Raw genomic sequence first — 21,009 nt, 5'->3', positions numbered from 1 at the left:
TCCTGCATTTTGTGGCGCGTGCCACCCGCACTCCGACGCGGTCAGCTCCGCCCGCCCGGCGCAGCCGCATTTCCCGTCACCCTCAGCCAGTCCTTGAACGCCCGTACGGCGTCGTCGTTCGCGCGTGCGGAGGCGACGTACGTGAAGTAACGCCACGGCGGCAGCGCCGGTTCGCGGAACGGCTGCACGAGCCGACCTTCGGCGATGTCGTCCGCGACGAGCGCGATCGGCCCCATCGCGACGCCGAGCCCGTCGAGCGCACCCTGGAGCGTCAGGTAGAAATGCTCGAGCGTGAGCGAGTGGCGCGGCACGAGATTCGGATGTCCGGCTGCCGCGAGCCATTCAGGCCACATGCCGGGATAAGTGGCCGCGTGCAGCAGCGTGAAGCCGGCGAGATCGGCGGCCGTATGCAATGGTCGCCCTTCCAGCAGCTTCGGTGCACACACGGGTAGCCGGACTTCCGACAGGAATTCCTCGGCAACGTAGCCGTCGATGGCCTGCGGGCCGCCGCGCACAATCAGGTCGACCTTGTCGCGCAGCTTGTCGATCGGCTCGTTCGACGTCGACAGCCGTACCTCGATGGCTGGATGGGCGACCTGAAACGACGACAGCTTCGGCACCAGCCAGCGCAACGAAAACGTCGCGGGTGCACTGACGCGCAGCACGCGCTGCTGCGCATGGCCGAAATGCTGCGCGGTGGCGAGCGCGATCCGGTCGAACGACGCACCGACCTCGGCGAGATACGCACGGCCCGCGTCGGTCAGCTCGACTCGGCGGTTATGGCGTTCGAACAGCGGCCGTCCGAGCCACGCCTCCAGTTGCTGAACGTGCCGGCTGATCGCGCCGTGGGTCACGCACAGTTCGTCGGCGGCCAGCGTGAAGCTGCCGTGGCGCGCGGCAGCTTCGAACGCGCGCAGCGAATTCAATGGAGGGAGGCGTCGGGCCATTGCGTCATTTCACGTGATATTTACTCACGCGATGGTTCAGGTTTAATCGTTTGATCGGGTGCTCAAGCTCCGCCAATATGGCACACAAACGGCCGGCTCGGCCGAACGATTGTCTGAATTTCTCACATGGAGTGCGGAGCATGCCGAACGTGGTGGTCGTGGGCGCCCAATGGGGCGACGAAGGTAAGGGACGCGTCGTGGACTGGCTGGCGGCACAGGCCGATCTCGTCGCGCGCTACAACGGCGGCCACAACGCAGGTCATACGCTGGTCGTCGGCGGCAAGACATACAAGCTCGCGCTCCTGCCGAGCGGCATCGTGCGCGGCAAGCGCGGCGTGATCGGCAACGGCGTGGCGCTCGATCCGGAAGCCTTGCTCGCGGAAATCGCGCGGATGGCCGAACTCGGGCTGTCGGTGACGCCGGACAACCTGTCGATCGCCGAGAACGCGACGCTGGTGCTGCCGATCCACCGTGCGATCGACCAGGCTCAGGAGCGTCTGCGCCGCGAGCCCATCGGCACCACGCTGCGCGGGATCGGGCCGGCCTACGAGGACAAGGTCGGGCGTCGCGGGTTGCGCGTCGGCGATCTCGCGGAACCGGGCCGGCTTGCCGCCAAACTGGATGTGCTCGTCGACCATCACAACGCGTGGTTCCGCGGCCTGGGGCTCGACGAGCATTCGCGCGATGCGATGCTGGCGACGCTCGCTGACCTCGCGCCGCGAATCCTGCCGTTCGTCCGCCCCGTCTGGGCCGATCTCAACGACGCGACCGACCGTGGCGAGCGCATCCTGTTCGAGGGGTCTCAAGCCGTGATGCTGGACATCGACTGGGGCACGTATCCGTTCGTGACGTCGTCCGGCACCGTTGCATCGGCGGCGGCGGCCGGCACGGGGCTCGGCGCGTCGAAGCTCGGCCACGTGCTGGGCGTCACCAAGGCGTATGCGACACGGGTCGGCGGCGGCCCGTTCCTCACCGAGCTGTCCGACGCGACCGGCGAAACGCTGCGCGCGCGCGGGCAGGAGTTCGGCGTGAATACCGGCCGGCCGCGCCGCTGCGGATGGCTCGATGCCGCTCAGTTGCGTCAGGCGGTCAGGATTTCGGGCATCGATTCGCTGGCGCTCACCAAGCTCGACGTGCTCGACGGTTTCGAGTCGATCGAGCTGTGCGTCGGCTACGAACTCGATGGCGTGCGGGTCGATCATCTGCCGGCAAGCCTCGATGCGCAGTCGCGCGCGAAACCCGTGTACGAGCGGTTCGACGGCTGGTGCGGCACTGTGAAAGGGGTACGCGAACGCGCGGCGCTGCCGCGCGCCGCGCAGGATTTCATCGCGCGCGTCGAAGCGGTCGCCGGCGCGCCGGTATCGATGATCACGACCGGCGCGGAGCGCGACGACACGATCGTGTTGCGCAATCCGTTCGATACGGCCGCCACGGCCTGATCCGTCATACATGACGTGAATCGTGCGGCCACACCATGGTCGCCGGGTAGTTTTTGCCGATGCGCTGCGGTTAGCTTGCCGGCGCGTCCGGACCTCATGCACACGAACCGGACGACGCGTGCAGGGCTGCCCGGCGACACGATTCGGCATCCGGATCATGCCGCGTACGGCGAACTGGACACGTCTGCACCGCTGCTGTACTGTTCCGCACAATTCGCGCCAGGCCGGCCCGCGCCGGAACCGCCGGCACCATGGCCGCACGGTGGCGCGACGTGATCTCAATCCCGGGGACAGGTCGATGGACACGTTACAGATGATGCGCATTTTCGTCCGGGTTGCGGAGGAGGGCAGCTTCACGAGCGCGGCCCAGCGCCTGGACATCACGACGGCCTATGCATCGCGGTCGGTCGCGCAGCTCGAGACCCATCTGCGCACGCGCCTGCTCAACCGCAGCACGCGCCGCATCGCACTGACCGATGCCGGGCAGCGTTATCTCGACCGCTGCCAGCGCATCCTCGGCTATATCGAAGAAGCGGAAGCCGAGGCGGCCGATGCACAGGCGAAGCCGTCCGGACGGCTGCACGTTCATGCGACGACGAGCTTCGGCCAGGCCTACGTGGTGCCCGCGGTCGTGCGTTACCGGCAGCGTTATCCGTCGGTCGCGGTCGAGCTCACGCTGTCGCAGCACGTGCCCGACATCATCGACGAAGGCTACGACGTGTCGCTGCAGTTGAGTACGACGGAGCTTCCCGATTCGGGGCTCGTGTCGCAGCGGCTCGGCGAGGTGCACAGCGTGCTGTGCGCGTCGCCCGCGTATCTGAAGGAGCGCGGTACGCCGCGTACGGTGCGCGAGCTCGACGGCCACGCGTGCCTGCAGATCGTCACGCCCGTATTTCCGCGCGATCGCTGGCATCTCGACGGCCCCGACGGCCCCGAGACGTTCGACCTGCCGTTGCCGGATTTCCAGGTGAACATCGCCGATGCGCTGGGCGCCGCATTGCGCGCCGGCCTCGGCATCGGTTCGCTGCCGATGTCGTCGGCGCTACCCGCGCTGGCGAGCGGCGCGCTGGTACGCGTGCTGCCCGACTACCGCTTGCAGAAGCTGACCGTCTACACGCTGTACGCATCGCGCCAGTATCTCGATGCGAAAATCCGCACGTTCGTCGATTTTCTGCGTGAATGCGTACCCGAAATGCTGTCCGCCGACGAGGCTGCGCTGAACGCTTCCTGCACGTCCTGAAGTCGCGCCGTCGAGGTGTGAGGATGACGCTGCGCGTCAATCGAACAAATAATATGCAGTCCTGTATTTGAGCCGGGTATCGAATTAATCTGTGCGACCGGCTCGACCAAGGATGCGCAGGCAACCGGCACGCCTTTATGAAAGTGCTTGCTTTCGATAGCGAACATCGTTGGTTCGGTGCATGGGTGCCACGCACGTCACGTGCATGGCCTACGGCGCGACGCGGGATAGCGGCACCGCCTGGTCGCGCAGCTTCACGACATCGCGGCCCGGTGCATCGCCGAAGAGGCGTGCGTATTCGCGGCTGAACTGCGACGCACTCACATAGCCGACACTGCGGCACGCCTGCTGCGCATCCATTGCCGACAGGCACATCAGGCGGCGTGCCTCCTGCAGCCGCAGCATCTTCTGGCATTGCAACGGGCTCATCGACGTGACCGCGCGGAAGTGGTGATGGAACGTTGACGGGCTCATGTCCACCTGTCGCGCGAGCGATTCGACCGTCATCGGATCGAGGTAGTGGTCGCGGATCCAGGCGACCGCACGCGAGATGCGCTGCGTCGTCGAGTCGTCCTGGCCGACCTGCGCGACGCGCGCACCCGACGGGCCGCGCAGCAGCCGGATGAGGATTTCGTCGACGATCAGCGGCGCGAGCAGGTCGATGTAGTCGGGGTGTGCGATCAGTTGCATCAGCCGCACGACGGCGTCGACGATTTCGGGCGGCGCATCGTGCGTGTCGAGTGCGCCACAGTCGACGGCCTTCGGCAGCCCGCGCGGAAACACGCGCGGTGTGAGCACCGCGATGCGGGCCGGGTCGAGTTCCAGTTGTGCGCAAAGGAACGGCTCGGCCGGGCTTGCGCGCGTCACGCGGCCGGTGACGGGCAGGTCGGCAGTCGTAACCAGCATCCGCGATTCGTCGATCAGGTAGGCGGCGTCGCCGACCCGTGTCGATTTCGCGCCTTGTCCGACGATGCTCAGGCACGCGCGGTGCACGCCATGGTTCCAGTGTGGCGGCGACGCGGACACGCGTGCGATGCGCAAGCCACGCACCGGGAGTTCGAACGTGCCGTCGTGCGGTGCATAGGCGGCGATCAGCGCAGCGAGCCGGGCCGTGGGCGACTGAGGGTCGTGGTCGGGTGCGGTGCGCTGTAGCGGCGTCGTTCGGGCGTCGATTTCCATATTGCGTGAGCGGATGACCGAGGGGGCGGTGCAAGGTGCGCGACTGCGATTCCCTGTCGGTGTCCCGGCAGGTGGATCGCGCGGCGGTCACATCGTACGGCGAGTCGCGCGCACGTGATTGCCTAAATCTGTCGGAAACCAGCCCAATCATCCGGATCTGCACGGCCGGTGGCCGCATGGCCCGTCGTTGCGCAGTGTGCAGCGCACAAATTCGGAAATTAAGGCAAAACAATCGCAGGATCAGGCAAGCCAATTTCCGCCGGTTTTCATACCATTGCACCTGCTGAAAGAAACGTGTTCCAGTGCGCGCGGGCGACGCAGGTATGAGCGTCGCCAGGCCGACGGATGCCGCCGGCGTTGCCGCTGGGAATCGCTGCAAGAGACTCAGGACTGCTATTCGAATATTCGTGCATCGGGCCAGCCGAGGCCGGCTTGCGTCCGTTGCAAGCCGGTGCGCGTCCGGCGCGAGCGCACCGACCGATCCGGCGTGGCCGGCGTCGGTGCCATCGCATTGGCCGGGCCGTCACATGTCGGTCGGGATGCGGCAGCGGGTGTGCGCGTCCAGGCGGCCGACCGCGCAGGGGAATCCGGACAAATGGACCAACTTCAATCGATTCGGGCATTCGTGACGGTGGCAAGGGAAGGCGGTTTTCGCCGGGCGGCGACGCGGCTGCGCGTGTCGACGGCGATGGCGAGCCGGCTGGTCGATGCGCTCGAGACGCGCCTTGGTGCACGCCTGCTTCAACGCAGCACCTGCCACCAGTCGCTGACGGAAATCGGCGAGTTGTATCTCACGCGCGTCGAACGGATTCTCGGGGCGATCGACGAGATCGACGGTCGTTTCGTCGCGATGGGCAGCAAACCGGAAGGCGCGCTGCGCATTGCCGCGCCGGTCGCGTTCGGGCTCAGCCAGTTGAGCGCGTTGCTCGATCGTTTCGTGAGCCGGTTCCCGGACGTGCGGCCGACCGTGACGCTGACCGACGCCCATGTCGATCTGACATCCGAAGACATCGATGTCGCGTTCCTGACCGACGGCATGCCGGTGACAGGTGCGCACGCGTTGCACACGCTGGCCTCTTACGAATCCGTGCGCGTCGCGGCACCGGGTTATGTCGCCGCACACGGCGGCGCGGCTGCGTCGGGCGACTGGCCGGATCTTGCGGCCGTGCGGCTCGATCTGCCGGCCGCCGGCGGCGACGATGCGGCTGCGTTCCGGCCCGACGCGACGCCCGGCGGCAGTCAGGGCGTCGGCCATCTCGAGATGGCACGGCGGCTGGCCGTGGCCGGCATGGGCGCCGCGGTGCTGCCCGCGTATCTCGTCGACGCCGATCTGGCGGACGGCGCGCTGGTGCGCGTTGCACCGGTTCACTCGCTCGCGCCCGTCACGCTGAAGCTCGCGCATGCGCGTACCGCGTGTCTGCCGGCCGCTGCACGGGCATTCATCGAATTTGCCGGCACCGCGTTCCGGCCCGCGAGCTAGCGGCCCGGTTGGTTGCCGCGGCAACGCCTGCCCGCCAGTGCCGCGGGCTCATGACGCTTTTTCCACGGAAGCAGTTCGACGAACGAACGCTCCGCAGGGCGCAACGAACGCCCGACATACGCAACCGCATCTGCGGCAAACAGGAAGCGACAGCATTCCGGCCGCGCGTGCAGGTTACGAGGAGATCTGGTGATTCCAATTGAAGGTCGTCTATTTGCGAGAGGTCGCTCCATGCGCGTCGAACGGGTTCCATACCGCTTAATTACTGCTGCAACGGCTGCCGTTTTCCTGGCCGCGTGCGGGAAAAAAGAATCGGCACCGCCGCCGCAAACGCCGGAAGTCGGCGTCGTCACCGTCCAGCCGCAAGCCGTACCGGTCTTCACCGACCTGCCGGGCCGCACCAGCGCGTTCCTCGTCGCGCAGGTCCGCGCGCGGGTCGACGGCATCGTGCTGCGTCGTGAATTCACCGAAGGCACCGACGTCAAGGCCGGTCAGCGCCTCTACAAGATCGATCCGGCGCCTTACATCGCCGCGCTGAACAGTGCAAAGGCAACGCTCGCGAAGGCGCAGGCGAACCTCGTCACGCAGAACGCGCTGGTCGCACGCTACAAGGTGCTGGTGGCCGCGAACGCGGTCAGCAAGCAGGACTACGACAACGCGGTGGCCACGCAAGGCCAGGCCGCGGCGGACGTCGCGGCCGGCAAGGCGGCGGTCGACACCGCGCAGATCAACCTCGGCTATACGGATGTCGTGTCGCCGATCACCGGCCGCGTCGGCATCTCGCAGGTGACGCCGGGCGCGTACGTGCAGGCGAGCCAGGCGACGCTGATGTCGACGGTGCAGCAGCTCGACCCGGTGTATGTGGACCTCACGCAGTCGAGCCTCGAAGGGCTGAAGCTGCGCCAGGACGTGCAGAGCGGGCGCCTGAAGACGAGCGGCCCGGGCGCGGCGAAGGTGTCGCTGATCCTGGAAGACGGCAAGACCTATTCGGAGCCGGGCAAGCTGCAGTTCTCGGACGTGACGGTCGACCAGACCACCGGCTCGGTGACGATCCGCGCGGTCTTCCCGAACCCGGGCAAGGTGCTGCTGCCGGGCATGTTCGTGCGTGCACGGATCGAGGAAGGCGTGAACGAGAACGCGTTCCTGGTGCCGCAGATCGGCGTCACGCATGACCAGAAGGGGCAGGCGATCGCGATGGTGGTGAACGCCAGCAACAAGGTCGAGCCGCGTCCGCTGAAGACGACGGGCATGCAGGGCCCGAACTGGGTGGTCGAAGGCGGTCTGCAAGCGGGTGATCACGTGATCGTGCAGGGCGTCGACAAGGTGCGCCCGGGTGCGACCGTGAAGACGGTTCCCGCGCAGCTCGCACCGGCGCCGGACGCCGCGTCCGGCACACCGGCAAGCGCCGCGAATGCGTCCGGCGCGGCGCCGGCGAGCACCGCCGCCAATGCTGCCGCGAGTTCGACCGCTGCGTCGTCCGCGCAATAACAAGGAGTCCGTTTCATGGCCAAGTTTTTTATCGATCGCCCGATCTTCGCGTGGGTGATCGCGATCGTGCTGATGCTGGCCGGCGTCGCGTCGATCTTCAAGATGCCGATCGCGCAGTATCCGACGATCGCACCGCCGACGATCCAGATCCAGGCGAACTATCCGGGCGCTTCCGCGAAGACGGTGGAAGACACGGTGACGCAGGTGATCGAGCAGCAGATGAGCGGTCTCGACAACTTCCTGTACATGTCGTCGACCAGTGACGACTCGGGCAACGCGACGATCACGCTGACTTTCTCGCCGGGCACGAATCCGGACGTCGCGCAGGTGCAGGTGCAGAACAAGCTGTCGCTCGCGACACCGAACTTGCCGCAGGTCGTGCAGCAACTCGGCATGCAGGTCACGAAGTCGAGCAGCAACTGGCTGATGTGGTTCGCGTTCAACTCCGAGGACGGCAGCATGTCGAAGGAGGACCTGACGAACTACGTGGCGTCGCACGTGCTCGATCCGCTCAGCCGCGTGAACGGCGTCGGCCAGACCCTGCTGCTCGGTTCGCAGTTCTCGATGCGCATCTGGCTCGATCCCGTCAAGCTGACCAACTACAGCCTCACGCCGACCGACGTGTCGGCGGCGATCTCGCAGCAGAACGTGCAGATCGCGGGCGGCCAGATCGGCGGCACGCCGGCGAAGCCGGGCACCCTGCTGCAGGCGACGATCACCGAATCGACGCTGCTGCGCACGCCCGAGCAGTTCGGCAACATCCTGCTGAAGGTCAACCAGGACGGCTCGCAGGTTCGCCTGAAGGACGTCGGCCGCGCGGCGCTCGGTTCGGAAAACTACACGTTCGACACGAAGTACATGGGGCAGCCGACGGCCGGTCTCGGCATCCAGCTCGCGACGGGCGCGAACGCGCTCGCGACCGCGACGGCGCTGCGGGCCAAGGTCCAGGAGCTGTCGAAGTACTTCCCGCACGGCCTAGTCGTCCACTATCCGTACGACACGACGCCGTTCGTGCGCCTGTCGATCGAGGAAGTGGTCAAGACGCTGCTCGAAGGTATCGTGCTCGTGTTCCTCGTGATGTACCTGTTCCTGCAGAACCTGCGGGCGACGATCATCCCGACGATCGCGGTGCCGGTCGTGCTGCTCGGTACGTTCGCGATCATGGGCCTCGTCGGCTTCTCGATCAACACGCTGTCGATGTTCGGCCTCGTGCTCGCGATCGGCCTGCTGGTCGACGATGCGATCGTGGTGGTGGAGAACGTCGAGCGCGTGATGGCGGAGGAGGGCCTGTCGCCGAAGGAGGCGACCCGCAAGGCGATGGGCCAGATCACCGGCGCACTCGTCGGCGTGGCGCTGGTGCTGTCGGCGGTGTTCGTGCCGGTGGCGTTCTCGGGCGGTTCGGTCGGCGCGATCTATCGCCAGTTCTCGCTGACGATCGTGTCGGCGATGGTGCTGTCGGTGCTCGTCGCGTTGATCCTGACGCCGGCGCTGTGCGCGACGATCCTCAAGCCGATCCCGCAAGGGCATCACGAAGAGAAGAAGGGTTTCTTCGGCTGGTTCAACCGTACCTTCGACCGCAGCCGCGATCGTTATACGGGCGGCGTGAACCACGTGATCCGGCGCTCGGGGCGCTGGCTCGTGATTTACCTGGCCGTGTTCATCGCGGTCGGCGTGATGTTCGTGCGCCTGCCGAAGTCGTTCCTGCCGGATGAAGACCAGGGCTACATGTTCATGATCGTGCAGACGCCGTCCGGTTCCACGCAGGAAACGACCGGCAAGACGCTCGACAACATCAACACGTACCTGACCACGACCGAGAAGGATGTGGTCGACTCGGTGTTCACGGTCAACGGCTTCAGCTTCGCGGGCCGCGGCCAGAACGCGGGCCTCGTGTTCGTGAAGCTGAAACCGTACGAGCATCGCCAGCGCTCCGACCAGAAGGTGCAGGCGCTGATCGGCCGGACCTTCGCGCACTACTCGCAGTACAAGGACGCGATGGTGATCCCGTTCAACCCGCCGTCGATTCCCGAACTCGGTACGGCTGCCGGCTTCGACTTCGAGCTGACGGACAACGCCGGTCTCGGCCACGAGGTACTGATGGCCGCGCGCGGCCAGTTGCTCGGAATGGCCGCGAAGGATCCCACGCTGGCGCTCGTGCGCCCGAACGGCCTGAACGATACGCCGCAGTACACGGTCGATATCGACCGCGAGAAGGCGAACGCGCTCGGCGTGACGGCTGCGGCGATCGACCAGACGTTCTCGATCGCGTGGGCGTCGCAGTACGTGAACAACTTCCTGGATACGGATGGCCGGATCAAGAAGGTGTACGTGCAGGCGGATGCACCGTTCCGGATGACGCCGGAAGACATGAACATCTGGTACGTGCGCAACAGCACCGGTGGCATGGTGCCGTTCAGCGCGTTCTCGACCGGCCACTGGAGCTACGGGTCGCCGAAGCTCGAGCGCTACAACGGCGTATCGTCGATCGAGATCCAGGGGCAGGCTGCGGAGGGCAAGTCGACCGGCCAGGCGATGGCCGCAATGGAAGCGCTCGCGAGCAAGCTGCCGGAAGGTATCGGCTACTCTTGGACGGGCCTGTCGTTCCAGGAAATCCAGTCCGGCTCGCAGGCGCCGATCCTGTACGCGATCTCGATCCTCGTCGTGTTCCTGTGTCTCGCGGCACTGTATGAAAGCTGGTCGATCCCGTTCTCGGTGATCATGGTGGTGCCGCTCGGCGTGGTCGGCGCGCTGCTCGCGACGATGCTGCGCGGCCTCGAGAACGACGTGTTCTTCCAGGTCGGCCTGCTGACGACCGTGGGCCTGTCCGCGAAGAACGCGATCCTGATCGTCGAGTTCGCACGCGAGTTGCAGGCGAACGAGAACATGGGGCCGGTGCGCGCGGCGATCGAGGCGGCACGCCTGCGGCTGCGTCCGATCCTGATGACGTCGCTTGCATTCATGCTCGGCGTGCTGCCCCTTGCGATCAGCAACGGCGCGGGTTCGGCGAGCCAGCATGCAATCGGCACGGGCGTGATCGGCGGGATGATCACGGCGACGTTCCTCGCGATTTTCATGATCCCGATGTTCTTCGTGCGGGTTCGCGCGATCTTCAGCGGCGAGACGGAAAACGTCGACGATGCCTGGCGTCTCGTGCAGGGCGACCTGCAGCGCGGTCACGGCGACGCACACGATTCGAAGGGGCAGTAACGATGCAAAAACATGCTTTGACTGCAAGTGCTGTCGCGATGGCTGCCGCGCTGTTCGCCACGGGCTGCACGATGGCGCCGCATTACAAGCGGCCCGACGCGCCCGTCGCACAGGCGTACCCGGCCGGCGGCGTCTACGCGACGCAGCCGGGTGCGGCCGGCGCGCGCAGCGCGAACGGCCAGGCGGCGACCGCCATCGGCTGGCGCGAGTTCTTCGTCGATCCGCGCCTGCAGCGGCTGATCGAGATCGCGCTGAAGAACAACCGCGACCTGCGCGTGTCGGTGCTGAACATCGAGGCGGCGCGTGCGCAGTACCAGATCACGCGCGCGGGCCTGTTCCCGACGCTCGACGGTACGGGCACGGGCAGTGTCCAGCGCGTGCCGCAAGGTCTGTCGCAGACGGGCGCGCCGTATATCTCGCGTGCCTACAACGTCGGGTTGTCCGCGTCGTGGGAGCTCGACCTGTTCGGCCGCGTGCAGAGCCTGAAGGACCAGGCACTCGCGCAGTACCTGTCGACGTCGTATGCACGGCAGGCGCAGGAAATCTCGCTTGTGTCTTCGGTGGCTGACCAGTACCTGACGCTGTTGTCGACCGACGACCTGCTGAAGGTCACGGAGGACACGCTGAAGTCCGCTCAGGCGCAGTACGACCTGACCAAGCTGCGGTTCGACAACGGCACGGGCTCCGAGCTCGAGCTGCGTCAGGCGCAGACAGTGGTCGAGCAGGCGCTGTCGAACCAGCAGCAGCAGGCGCGTGCGCGTGCGCAGGCACTGAACATGCTGGTGCAACTGATCGGCGAGCCGCTGCCGGATGATCTGCCGGCAGGCATGCCGCTCGACGCGCAGAACCTGCTGACGGACGTGCCGGCCGGGTTGCCGTCGGATCTGCTGACGCGTCGTCCGGACGTGATGCAGGCCGAGCAGACGCTGCTGGCCGCGAACGCGAACATCGGTGCGGCACGCGCGGCGTTCTTCCCGCGCATCTCGCTGACGGGCGCGTTCGGCACCGGCAGCCCGACGCTGGGCGGCCTGTTCAAGGCCGGCACGGCGGCGTGGTCGTTCGCGCCGCAGATCACGATGCCGATCTTCGAAGGCGGGCAGAACATCGCGAACCTGAACCTCGCGAACGTGCAGAAGCGCATCGAGATCGCGAACTACGAGAAGGCGATCCAGTCGGCATTCCGCGAAGTGGCGGATGGTCTGGCCGCACGCGGCACGTACGACCAGCAGATCGCGGCGCTCGAGCGCAACGAGCACGCACAGCAGCGACGTTTCGACCTGTCGGACCTGCGTTACAAGAACGGCGTCGACAGCTACCTGTCGGTGCTGACCGCGCAGACGGATCTATACTCGGCACAGCAGACGCTGATCAACGCACGACTGGCGCGCTGGACGAATCTGGTCGACCTGTACCGCGCACTGGGCGGCGGGTGGATCCAGCGAGCCGGCGAGACGCCGCGCGCGCCGGATGCGCCGGTCGACTACGACAAGGCGGCCGCTCCGGCGCCTGCGTCGTCGGCGTCGACGAACGGGTAAGTGAAAGGCGGGGCAGGAGCGGGCAACCGCTTTTGCCTGCCGAACCGGCGAGATGCAAAAACGAAAACGCCACGGATGAAAATCCGTGGCGTTTTCTTATTGCTCGGCTGCTCACATCCGAAGCGATGTTGCGCTATGCCTGCTTTGTCCAAAGCGTGCGGCCGAAGAACGTCAGCGTGCGATCCCATGCCATTTGCGACCACACCGGATCGAACTGCGTGCCCGCGATACGGCCGGGGCCGACGGCCGTTTCGTTCGCGAACGCATGATGCGCGAGATAACGATGGAATTCGAAACCGACCTTCGCGTCGGTCAGCTTCCTCTCGAGCGCATCGACCTGGTCGATCGCGAAGAACGCATCCTGCGTGGCCCAGTGGCCCATCAGCGGCACCTTGAGCTTCGCCGGATCCAGGTAGTCGAGCGGCGGGAAGCCGTACCACGTGACGCCCGCGTCCGCATCGGCGAACTGCAGCGACAGCAGCGTGAGTGCGCCGCCCATGCAGTAACCCGTTACCGCGACACGCGACGCAAGCGTCTTCAGATACGTCACGGCGCCCGGAATGTCCTGCGAGGCCGCGTCGCCGAAATCGAGCCCGGTCATCAGGTGGTGCGCTTCTTCTTCCTCGACCGTCGACTTGCCGCGATACAGGTCGGGCACGAGCGCGAAGTAGCCGCAGCGCGCGAGGCGATCCGCGACGCCGCGGATCTGGTCGTTCAGCCCCCACCATTCCTGGATGACGACGACCGCAGGCGCGCCTTCGGTCTTTGCCGGCGTGGCGAGATAACCCTGCAGTTCCTGGCCGTCCGGGCGTTGAAACGTGATCATGGAACCGGATGTTTGAGACATGAAACCGCTCCTTTTCGAAAAATGCGATGAGTGCGGCATCGGGGCCGGCCTGCGGCGCGGCGACGATCGGGCAAGCCGGGCGTCGTGGTTTCCGCTCGCGTTCGTTTCGGCCGGCGCCGACCACGCGGCCATTCTATGCGCAAACACCGGCTGCCTGCGTGAACGGCACGGCGTTCGGAAGATCGCGTGCGATGGGTGGCGATCCGTGCCCGGAACGGATGACCGAAAAGCAACACCCCGCCCCGTTGGAACGGGAGCGGGGTGTTGTGCGGTGTGCCGCGCGCGTATCGGAATACGCCGGCGCGTGACGGGCGCTTACTGGCCGAAATACACGGAGTCGCGGCCGTCCTGCTTGACCGCGATCGCGCGGCCGGCACGCACACCAGCGGCGGCTTGCGCGCCGTAGCCGGTTTCATCGGCGTTCGTCACACGGGCCTGTGCGGTCTGCAGCGCGCGCGGGTAATACTGATCGGAGACTTCGGGCTTGTAGCCGGCCTGTTCGAGCTGAACGAGTTCCGCGCGCACCTGGGCACGCGTCAGTTGGCCAGACGAATTCGACTGTGCGAATGCGCCGTACGAGGCGGACAGGGCGGTTGCGGCGACGACAGCGTAGATGAACGACTTCATGATGACCTCCGGTTTCATTGATTTCGCGCTTCGCTTGTTGCGTTCAGCGGTTGATTGCATCGTAGCGATCGCGTTACCGGTCGGAAATACGCGTTCCAGCGAATAATTATTGCAACTGGGTAAACGATCTGAGCGGGTGAGGATTTCGTCTGACGATTGCGAGCCTGTCCGGCGCTTGATCTGGACCACGGGCGAGGCCGTCGATGGAGCGATGTCGTCGCTCGGCAAGTGGCCGGACAACGATGAATAAATCGTATTCCGAAGTGTTCGAGTGGGGCTGACGACATCATCGTTCGTGTCGTATCGCGTGCGTACTGCCGTGTCACTCGGCCAGGACTGCCTGCCGTTTCCGGTATTCGGCAGGTGTGATGCCGACGTGCCGGGTGAAAGACCGCCTGAGCGTATCGACATTCGCGAAGCCGCATTTCGCGGCGACCTGTTTCGGCGTGTCGTGGCCATTCTCGAGCAGGTGGCGGGCTGCCGAAATGCGGGTCGCCTCGACCCATGCGGCAGGCGTCATGCCGACTTCCGCGCGGAACAGCCGCGCGAAGTGGCGCGGGCTCATGCCTGCATGCTTCGCCATCTCCGCCACCGAGTGCTCGAGTTCCGGATTGGCCGCGATCCAGCGCTGGACCTCCTGCAGCACCGAACGCCCGGCGGGGCGCGCCTCGCCCTTGCGGCTGAACTGGAGTTGCCCGCCCGGTCGCTTGAAGAACATGACCAGTTGCGCGGCGACGCGCCGCGCGATCTCGCGGCCGAGATCTTCCTCGACCAGCGCGAGCGCGAGATCGAGCCCGGCCGTCACGCCGGCGCCGGTGCGCAGCTTGCCGTCGCGCACGTACAGTGCATCCGCGTCGACGGCGAGCGACGGATAGGCTTCGGCAAGCGCGTCCGCGGCAGCCCAGTGCGTGGTCAGGTGACGCCCTTTCAGCAGGCCGGTGGCCGCGAGAATGAACGCGCCGGTGCAGATCGAGCCGTAGCGCTTGCTCTGCACGGCCGCCGCTCGCAGCCACGCGAGCACGTCGGTGCGCAGTGCGATCCGGCCGGCGCCCGGCGCGCCGGCGACCAGCAGCGTGTCGATGCGCTCGGGAATGTCGGGAACGATCCAGTCGGGCAGCAGCTGCGCGCCGGACGAACTGCGGATCGGGCCGGACTCGCCCGCAATGATCCGCAACGTATAGAACGGTTTCCCGCATTCGGCGTTCGCTTGCGCGAAGACGTCGAGCGGTGCGGAGACATCGAGCAGTTGAACGCCCGGAACGGCGAAGATTCCCACGACCTTCGGCATGATCGATTGCGTGTTGTTTCTAACGTGACGGGTAGCAGTATAGGGGGGCCAGCGATGCACGGAGTGCGTGGCGGAGCCTGTTTCCGGCGTTCTTCCTGCCGTGCGGGCACCGTGTCCGTCTGTCGCGCAAAATGGCAGGATTTGACGCAATACGTCTATTGAAGCCAGTTATCGGTCTCCGGAGAATCAAGGGTGTTTTCAATGGAGGTCGATCATGACTGAGAACGTTGCAGGCATCACCATTCCCGATAGCCAGCTGACGCGCGAGATCACCGAACTCGTGCGCGATACCGCGTCGCCGCTGCTGTTCCATCATTCCAGCCGCGTTTTCTATTTCGCTGCGCTTGCGGGCCAGCGGCGCGGTCTGAAATACGATCCGGAGTTGCTCTACTGCGGTTGCATGTTTCATGACATGGGGCTCACGCACAAACACAGCAGCGCGTGCGAGCGGTTCGAGGTGGACGGCGCCAACGCCGCCCGCGATTTCCTGACGGGAAAGGGCATCTCGCAGCAGGATATCGATGTCGTATGGACTTCGATCGCACTGCATACCACGCCGGGCATCCCGCAGCACATGCATCCGGTGATCGCGCTCGTGACCGCGGGCGTCGAGATGGACGTGCTGGGCCTGACGTATCCGGAATACAGCGACGTCGAACGCGAGGCCGTCGTCCGTGCACATCCGCGTACGCCGCACTTCAAGGAAGACATCATCCAGGCGTTCTACGACGGGATCAGGCACAAGCCCGACACGACGTTCGGCAACGTGAAGGCCGACGTGCTCGCCGACAAGGATCCGCATTTCCGCGCCGGCAACTTCTGCAGCGTGATCCGGTCGTCCGCGTGGGCGGGCTGATTGTTCACGGTATGGCGCACGACCTCGGCTGCTGATCGGAGATCGTGCGCGCCACGTGAATCGCGATTCGCGCATTATTCAGGAGTGCGATCATGTTGGGCCCGTCGAACGATCGAAAGCTGATCGGAGCGAACGGCGCGCCGGTCGAAGATGACGTCAACATCCAGACGGTCGGCCCGCGCGGCCCCGCGCCGTTGCAGGACGTCTGGCTGATCGCGAAGTGATTCCGGAGCGGCGCGCGCGTGCGAATGAATCCGATGCGTACGGCGTGTGGTGTGGCACAAGGCATTCGCCGATACACAAGGGCGAAAACCTTCACGGCAATCGGCTGGCGGTGGTGGTGGCGCGTTTTCCGACGTTCACCGGTGAACTTGGTGTGGCCGACTCTGTTGGTCAGCACCACGCGTCGGGTTTTCGGGGAGTCGCGGAACATCCTCCACGACAAGTCGGCAACTGTGTGAAGGCCGGATCGACATACGGTGTGGACATCACGGCGACATCGGGGCGGCTTGTGGTGTCGTCGAAGCAAGCCGGGCGGGCGGTACGGCGACACGGCATCGCTGCATCACCAGCGGAAAGGTAGCTGTTTATGGGGGCGCGATTCGTTGCGATGCCGGATTTTCGACCCATACGAGTGTTTCGATGGCGCCCACACCTCACGACATCTCCGACAGCCCGGGTGTCGATGTGTGCACGACACTGTTCGACGATGCCTGCAAGGGGGAGGCCGAATGGCCGACGAGGTCTCGCACCGGGTGTTCATGACCGACGACGGGAAACGTGCGGTATGGGAACGCATCCGGCGCGAGGCGCGGCGATGTGTTTCCGTCGTGACGAACGGTGAATTGCCAGGAGCGGCGTTCCGAGTGCCAGGGACCGGGGGCCGCGCTTGACGAAATCTCCGCGTCCTTGGTGAACCTCCCGGCCTTGTCAGGAAGAATGGGCGGCGGAGTGGGAGTGGATGAAATCAGTAAAGATGTTGTTACGTGACAACCACGTGATATTTCTCGGACTTTATATACTGAACAAATGCCTCCCGTCACCCTGGCGAATCTTCGATTCGCCCCCAGTAACGTGCCTCCAGCCAGGTGGGTCATGTTTGCCCCCGCCTTTGCAGACGCCCCGACCTCCTCCACAGCCACACTCTCCATCCACCTTCCGCCAGTTCCCGGCAAAACGCCTATAATGATTGGGCAAATTGCCTGGAGAAATCATGAGCACCATTGCTTTTCATCCTTCGGGCGTCGCGCATCCGCGTCAGGCCGAATTCACGATTCTCGAACAACTGCTGGCGATCCGAGTCCGATCGGGGGCCGATCTTGCCGAGTTGGCGAGCGCGCGCGTCGACGTCTCGGTGATCGACCGGCTGTCCGAGCGCGGGCTGAAATCGGACGAACTGGCCTTCATCATTCCGCGCCGCACGCTGAGCCATCGTCGCCAGGCGCACGAACGCCTGTCGCCCGAGGAATCCGACAAGGCGATCCGTCTCGCGCGCATCGTCGCGCAGGCGACGGCCACGTTCGGCGACCAGGACAAGGCGATGGCGTGGCTGCGCAACGGGCTCCAGCGCTTCGGCGGCCGCACGTCGCTCGACATGGCGAGCACCGAGCATGGTGCGCGGCTCGTCGAGGAAGCCCTCACGCAGATCGACGAGGGGTATTTCGCTTGACGACGCTGTGGCGGATCAGCAATTTCGCCGACCTGAAAGGCATCGGCGGGTTGCGCGCCGGCGGGCGCTGGCACTTCGCCGGGCAGCCCGTCGTGTATCTCGCCGAGCATCCGGCGCTCGCGCTGCTCGAGACGCTCGTTCATTTCGAGATCGCCACGGTCGCGCAATTGCCGAGCGGGTACCAGTTGCTTCGCATCGAGGTAGCCAATTCGGTCGATATCGCCGAAATCGCGGAGGGCGACGCGCCGGACGACTGGCGATCCAACGTCGACTGGACCCGCAGCGCCGGTACCGAGTGGCTGCACACACAGCCGAGCGCGCTGCTGCGCGTGCCGAGCGTCGTCGTGCCGCACGCGCACAACTTCCTGCTGAATCCACTGCATCCGGCTGCTTCCGAGGCCCGTATTGCCGAAGTGATGCAATCACCATACGACACCCGGATTCTGCGGCTGGTCCAGTCGAAGCCGGGTGAATAGGGAACCGGACACACGGAGCCTGCGCCGAACGCAGGTTCAGCGCTCGTGTGCGGCGCGATCCGCTGCCGCATCGGGCGGTAGCGTCTGCCGGATGCGCGTGACCGTTCGCGTACTGACGAGACCGAGCATTGCACTGACGTCGGCATGAGCATGACCGGCAAGCAACTGGCGGCGTGCAACCGTATTGCGCAGCACGCGCGGGCTCATGTCCGCCGCGTGGAAGCCGATCGCGCTCAGCGCGTCGCGCACCACGAGCAGCAGGAACATGTCGTTCATCGCGCCACCGCCGCGCGGTGCGGGAAACAGCAACGCGGATGCCGGCGCGTCGGCCGAGCGCGCACGCCATGCGGCGAGCGGCGCCAGTGCAAATTCGGCGAGCGCGATCCGGCGCGCCGGCCGCGCCCGATCGCGCGGCACGGATAGCGCCGGCGGCCGCGCGTCGAGATCGAGCGTGTCGTGCGTCGTCGCACGTATCTCCGCCGAAGTGATGCCGCTCGCGAGCAGCAGCGCGACGATCGCGCGATTCCGGCAATCGGCCGGCGTGTCGTCCGGTCGAGGCTGCACGTGGTGCTGAAGCGCCGCGTCGGCATCGGGCGGCAGGTAGCACGGCTCGGGCTCGCCGTCCGGCCATGCGAGATCACGCGTCGTCCGGCCGGCCGGATGAATCGTGCGCACGCCGGCCTCGACCAGATGCCGGCCCAGCCGGTCGATCAGCTTCGCGTAGCGCACGCGAGTCGACGTGCCGGGCGCACAGGTGCGTTCGAGTTCCGCCAGGAAGGCCGCGACGTGGTCGGGCCCGAACGTGGCCAGCGACACGCGGTGCGCAATCAGATGACGCAGGAACCGTTCGAACATCGCGACGTGCTGCACGACCGAACGCGGCGCGAACGGTCGGCGGTCGGCACCGGTAGCGGCGGTTTCCTGCCATGCCCGGAAGGCGCCGACGGGGTCGTGGGTCCAGCGATTCGTGTCCATGCACGATTTATAGCCTGAACGCGGAGGCTCCGGCAATCGGTCAGATGGCCAGTCCGACGCAACCGGTGCGTCGGTGCGCGGGACGTGCGTCGACGATGCCGTCGTTGTGGAGGGCCCAGGCAAGCGAGCAGCCGCGTGTTGAAGAAACGGAGTGCGTCCGGTACCCAGTTCCATCGCGTCGGGGCCCGCATCCGAATCATCCGTGGCTGACCGACATGAGCCCGGCCTGTCGTGTGAGGAAGCCGGGTGTCGGGCCGGCAATCGCAAACGAACCGGCTGCTCGGCGTGCGATGTCGCTGGCACGCGGCACCGCGCAACGTCACGAGCCGCCACCATCAACCGTCGCGCGAAGGCGAAGAAGCCGCAACCGCTGTCGTGCTTGCCTGTCCACTGAGCCGCGCAAATGCGGCGAACGCCAGTTGCGTCGCTATGGCCGCGAGCGTGCCGGCCGCCATGCCGTTGCCGAGCACGATCTGCACGGGTGAGCTGAAATGGCGATACAGGTTCGGCACCAGGATCGGTGCAAGGCCGACGACGAGCGCGGCCGCGAGCGTGTACTGGTTGGCGCGCGCGTGCAGGTCGACGCCGGCGAGCAGCCGGATGCCCATCACGCCGATCATCGCGAACACGACGAGCGCGGTGCCGCCGACCACCGCGGCAGGTATCGCATAGGCGAGCCGCGCGAGCGGCGCGAACAGCGCGATGACGATCAGGATCGCGCCGGCCGCGGCCGTCACGTAGCGCGAGCGCACGCCGGTTGTCTGCACGACGCCGATATTCTCGGCGCTGGTCACGATCAGCGGCGTGCCGAACAGCGCGCCGGCGAGCGACGCCAGCCCATCGCCGCGTATCGTCTTCGGCACGTCGCGCGACAGCGAGATCGGCTTGCCGCACGTTTCGCCGACGGCGACGGTCTGCGCGGTGGCCTCGGCCATCGAGATCGCGGTGAAGATCAGCAGCGGCAGCGCGGCCAGCACGTCGAAGCGCGGCATCCCGAACGGCAGCCATACCGGATGCGTGAACAGCGGGCCGCGCCACACGTCGGCGAGCGCCGGCATCGCATCGAGCGCCCAGCCGAGCGTTGCGCCGGACGTCAGGCCGATCAGCACCGCGAGGCGCCCGAGCGTGCCGCGGAACGCACCCGCAACGACGACCGTGGCGACGATCGTCGCCAGCGCGAGACCGAGCGCGCGCGGCTGCGCGAAGTCGGCCGAACCGGGCTGGCCGACGACGATCGTCGCGTAGATCCGGATCAGGTTGATCGACACGAGCAGCAGCATCGCGCCGACGACGATGCGCGGAAAGAGCCGCAGGCAACGCGTGAAGATGGGCAGCAGCACCCAATAGAACGCGCTGGCGAGCAGCGCCGCGCCGGCGGCGGTCGGCAGCCCCGATTGCGCGGCAATGCCGGCGAACAGCATCGTCGGTGCGCCGCCGGGCACCATCACGAACGGCATGCGCGCGCCGATCGGGCCGGCGCCGAGCGATTGCAGCAGCGTGCCGATCCCGCAGGCGAAGAAGGTCGCGCCGATCAGCTGGACCGTCAGGTCCGCAGGCAGCGCGAGCACTTTTGCGATCAGGAACACGGCCGTGATCGGGGACGCGGCCATCGACAGCACGTGCTGCAGCCCGAACAGCGCGAGCTGCCACGCGGGCAGCCGTGCGTCGACGGGCGTTGGGATCGGATCGTGCAACACGGCAGGCCCCTCGGAAGCGAACGGCGACGAGCGCCGGAAACCGGCGGTGAACGGCAAGG

Annotated in this window: 17 protein-coding genes and 1 pseudogene; 11 read left to right on the top strand and 7 right to left on the bottom strand. The window is 66.3% G+C overall.

Annotated features, from left to right (window positions below; genetic code table 11):
- Positions 1-41 precede the first annotated feature (41 nt).
- Entirely contained in the window at positions 42-947 is a 906-nt protein-coding gene (gene gcvA / locus AB3K92_RS00155) for a transcriptional regulator GcvA (protein ID WP_059551833.1), read from the bottom strand.
- Between the two features lie 140 nt (positions 948-1,087).
- On the opposite strand from gcvA, the gene AB3K92_RS00150 reads away from it, so the two are divergent.
- Both AB3K92_RS00150 and AB3K92_RS00145 read left to right on the top strand, forming a co-directional pair.
- The gene (locus AB3K92_RS00150; RefSeq protein WP_059487852.1) at positions 1,088-2,386 is read left to right on the top strand and encodes an adenylosuccinate synthase; all 1,299 of its coding nucleotides are present in this window, start codon (positions 1,088-1,090) and stop codon (positions 2,384-2,386) included.
- 298 nt (positions 2,387-2,684) lie between these two features.
- Positions 2,685-3,626: a LysR family transcriptional regulator gene (locus AB3K92_RS00145; RefSeq protein ID WP_059487854.1), complete on the top strand. Its 942-nt coding sequence runs from the start codon at positions 2,685-2,687 to the stop codon at positions 3,624-3,626.
- Positions 3,627-3,836: 210 nt separating this feature from the next.
- On the opposite strand, the gene AB3K92_RS00140 is transcribed toward AB3K92_RS00145, so the two are convergent.
- Complete coding sequence (locus AB3K92_RS00140; protein ID WP_369464297.1) at positions 3,837-4,805, bottom strand: AraC family transcriptional regulator N-terminal domain-containing protein; 969 nt, start codon at positions 4,803-4,805, stop codon at positions 3,837-3,839.
- A gap of 595 nt (positions 4,806-5,400) precedes the next feature.
- On the opposite strand from AB3K92_RS00140, the gene AB3K92_RS00135 reads away from it, so the two are divergent.
- The 4 genes from AB3K92_RS00135 (at position 5,401) to AB3K92_RS00120 (ending at position 12,515) form a co-directional block, all read left to right on the top strand.
- A complete protein-coding gene (locus tag AB3K92_RS00135; protein WP_369464296.1) occupies positions 5,401-6,285 on the top strand; it encodes a LysR family transcriptional regulator in 885 nt (294 codons plus the stop codon).
- 231 nt (positions 6,286-6,516) lie between these two features.
- On the top strand, positions 6,517-7,773 hold the full coding sequence (locus AB3K92_RS00130) for an efflux RND transporter periplasmic adaptor subunit (RefSeq protein ID WP_111998968.1): 1,257 nt from the start codon (positions 6,517-6,519) through the stop codon (positions 7,771-7,773).
- 15 nt (positions 7,774-7,788) lie between these two features.
- Positions 7,789-10,980 carry an efflux RND transporter permease subunit gene (locus tag AB3K92_RS00125; protein ID WP_369464295.1) on the top strand — a complete coding sequence of 1,064 codons (3,192 nt, stop codon included), beginning with the start codon at positions 7,789-7,791 and terminating at the stop codon, positions 10,978-10,980.
- Between the two features lie 2 nt (positions 10,981-10,982).
- Positions 10,983-12,515 (top strand): efflux transporter outer membrane subunit, encoded by a 1,533-nt coding sequence (locus AB3K92_RS00120; protein WP_369464294.1) that lies wholly within the window; start codon positions 10,983-10,985, stop codon positions 12,513-12,515.
- Between the two features lie 133 nt (positions 12,516-12,648).
- On the opposite strand, the gene AB3K92_RS00115 is transcribed toward AB3K92_RS00120, so the two are convergent.
- The 3 genes from AB3K92_RS00115 to AB3K92_RS00105 all read right to left on the bottom strand — a co-directional run bounded on the left by AB3K92_RS00115 (position 12,649) and on the right by AB3K92_RS00105 (position 15,277).
- A complete protein-coding gene (locus AB3K92_RS00115; RefSeq protein WP_042976735.1) occupies positions 12,649-13,362 on the bottom strand; it encodes a dienelactone hydrolase family protein in 714 nt (237 codons plus the stop codon).
- A 315-nt stretch (positions 13,363-13,677) separates the two neighbouring features.
- Entirely contained in the window at positions 13,678-13,989 is a 312-nt protein-coding gene (locus AB3K92_RS00110) for a DUF4148 domain-containing protein (protein WP_042976736.1), read from the bottom strand.
- A gap of 322 nt (positions 13,990-14,311) precedes the next feature.
- Positions 14,312-15,277 (bottom strand): GlxA family transcriptional regulator, encoded by a 966-nt coding sequence (locus AB3K92_RS00105; RefSeq protein WP_042976733.1) that lies wholly within the window; start codon positions 15,275-15,277, stop codon positions 14,312-14,314.
- Between the two features lie 214 nt (positions 15,278-15,491).
- Here AB3K92_RS00105 and AB3K92_RS00100 point away from each other — a divergent pair, with 214 nt between their 5' ends.
- From AB3K92_RS00100 to AB3K92_RS00080, 5 genes and pseudogenes are all read left to right on the top strand, one after another.
- Complete coding sequence (locus tag AB3K92_RS00100; protein WP_059487785.1) at positions 15,492-16,133, top strand: HD domain-containing protein; 642 nt, start codon at positions 15,492-15,494, stop codon at positions 16,131-16,133.
- Positions 16,134-16,225: 92 nt separating this feature from the next.
- A complete protein-coding gene (locus AB3K92_RS00095) occupies positions 16,226-16,357 on the top strand; it encodes a catalase (RefSeq protein WP_162175300.1) in 132 nt (43 codons plus the stop codon).
- A 418-nt stretch (positions 16,358-16,775) separates the two neighbouring features.
- Positions 16,776-16,977: pseudogene (locus tag AB3K92_RS00090) on the top strand (DUF1289 domain-containing protein).
- A gap of 369 nt (positions 16,978-17,346) precedes the next feature.
- The gene (locus AB3K92_RS00085; RefSeq protein ID WP_006480981.1) at positions 17,347-17,802 is read left to right on the top strand and encodes an antitoxin Xre/MbcA/ParS toxin-binding domain-containing protein; all 456 of its coding nucleotides are present in this window, start codon (positions 17,347-17,349) and stop codon (positions 17,800-17,802) included.
- Positions 17,799-18,278 carry an RES family NAD+ phosphorylase gene (locus AB3K92_RS00080; protein ID WP_021161980.1) on the top strand — a complete coding sequence of 160 codons (480 nt, stop codon included), beginning with the start codon at positions 17,799-17,801 and terminating at the stop codon, positions 18,276-18,278. The genes AB3K92_RS00085 and AB3K92_RS00080 overlap by 4 nt, the downstream gene beginning before the upstream one ends.
- A gap of 36 nt (positions 18,279-18,314) precedes the next feature.
- Here AB3K92_RS00080 and AB3K92_RS00075 read toward each other — a convergent pair whose 3' ends face one another.
- Both AB3K92_RS00075 and AB3K92_RS00070 read right to left on the bottom strand, forming a co-directional pair.
- Positions 18,315-19,253, bottom strand: a complete 939-nt coding sequence (locus tag AB3K92_RS00075; RefSeq protein WP_060219872.1) for a tyrosine-type recombinase/integrase — start codon at positions 19,251-19,253, stop codon at positions 18,315-18,317.
- A gap of 335 nt (positions 19,254-19,588) precedes the next feature.
- Positions 19,589-20,950, bottom strand: a complete 1,362-nt coding sequence (locus AB3K92_RS00070) for a uracil-xanthine permease family protein (RefSeq protein ID WP_369464293.1) — start codon at positions 20,948-20,950, stop codon at positions 19,589-19,591.
- Between the last annotated feature and the right edge of the window lie 59 nt (positions 20,951-21,009).

Source organism: Burkholderia sp. Bmkn7 (genome assembly GCF_041103175.1).
Lineage (GTDB): Bacteria > Pseudomonadota > Gammaproteobacteria > Burkholderiales > Burkholderiaceae > Burkholderia > Burkholderia cepacia.
This window is presented reverse-complemented; position numbering and strand designations above follow the sequence as displayed.

Excerpts from the sequence above, each read along its gene's own strand:
- AB3K92_RS00105 (WP_042976733.1), bottom strand. The coding sequence starts at position 15,277 with ATGCCGAAGGTCGTGGGAATCTTCGCCGTTCCGGGCGTTCAACTGCTC.
- AB3K92_RS00120 (WP_369464294.1), top strand. The coding sequence starts at position 10,983 with ATGCAAAAACATGCTTTGACTGCAAGTGCTGTCGCGATGGCTGCCGCG.
- AB3K92_RS00150 (WP_059487852.1), top strand. The coding sequence starts at position 1,088 with ATGCCGAACGTGGTGGTCGTGGGCGCCCAATGGGGCGACGAAGGTAAG.
- AB3K92_RS00075 (WP_060219872.1), bottom strand. The coding sequence starts at position 19,253 with ATGGACACGAATCGCTGGACCCACGACCCCGTCGGCGCCTTCCGGGCA.
- AB3K92_RS00110 (WP_042976736.1), bottom strand. The coding sequence starts at position 13,989 with ATGAAGTCGTTCATCTACGCTGTCGTCGCCGCAACCGCCCTGTCCGCC.
- AB3K92_RS00140 (WP_369464297.1), bottom strand. The coding sequence starts at position 4,805 with ATGGAAATCGACGCCCGAACGACGCCGCTACAGCGCACCGCACCCGAC.
- AB3K92_RS00100 (WP_059487785.1), top strand. The coding sequence starts at position 15,492 with ATGACTGAGAACGTTGCAGGCATCACCATTCCCGATAGCCAGCTGACG.
- AB3K92_RS00095 (WP_162175300.1), top strand. The coding sequence starts at position 16,226 with ATGTTGGGCCCGTCGAACGATCGAAAGCTGATCGGAGCGAACGGCGCG.
- AB3K92_RS00115 (WP_042976735.1), bottom strand. The coding sequence starts at position 13,362 with ATGTCTCAAACATCCGGTTCCATGATCACGTTTCAACGCCCGGACGGC.
- AB3K92_RS00085 (WP_006480981.1), top strand. The coding sequence starts at position 17,347 with ATGAGCACCATTGCTTTTCATCCTTCGGGCGTCGCGCATCCGCGTCAG.
- gcvA (WP_059551833.1), bottom strand. The coding sequence starts at position 947 with ATGGCCCGACGCCTCCCTCCATTGAATTCGCTGCGCGCGTTCGAAGCT.
- AB3K92_RS00145 (WP_059487854.1), top strand. The coding sequence starts at position 2,685 with ATGGACACGTTACAGATGATGCGCATTTTCGTCCGGGTTGCGGAGGAG.
- AB3K92_RS00125 (WP_369464295.1), top strand. The coding sequence starts at position 7,789 with ATGGCCAAGTTTTTTATCGATCGCCCGATCTTCGCGTGGGTGATCGCG.
- AB3K92_RS00130 (WP_111998968.1), top strand. The coding sequence starts at position 6,517 with ATGCGCGTCGAACGGGTTCCATACCGCTTAATTACTGCTGCAACGGCT.
- AB3K92_RS00135 (WP_369464296.1), top strand. The coding sequence starts at position 5,401 with ATGGACCAACTTCAATCGATTCGGGCATTCGTGACGGTGGCAAGGGAA.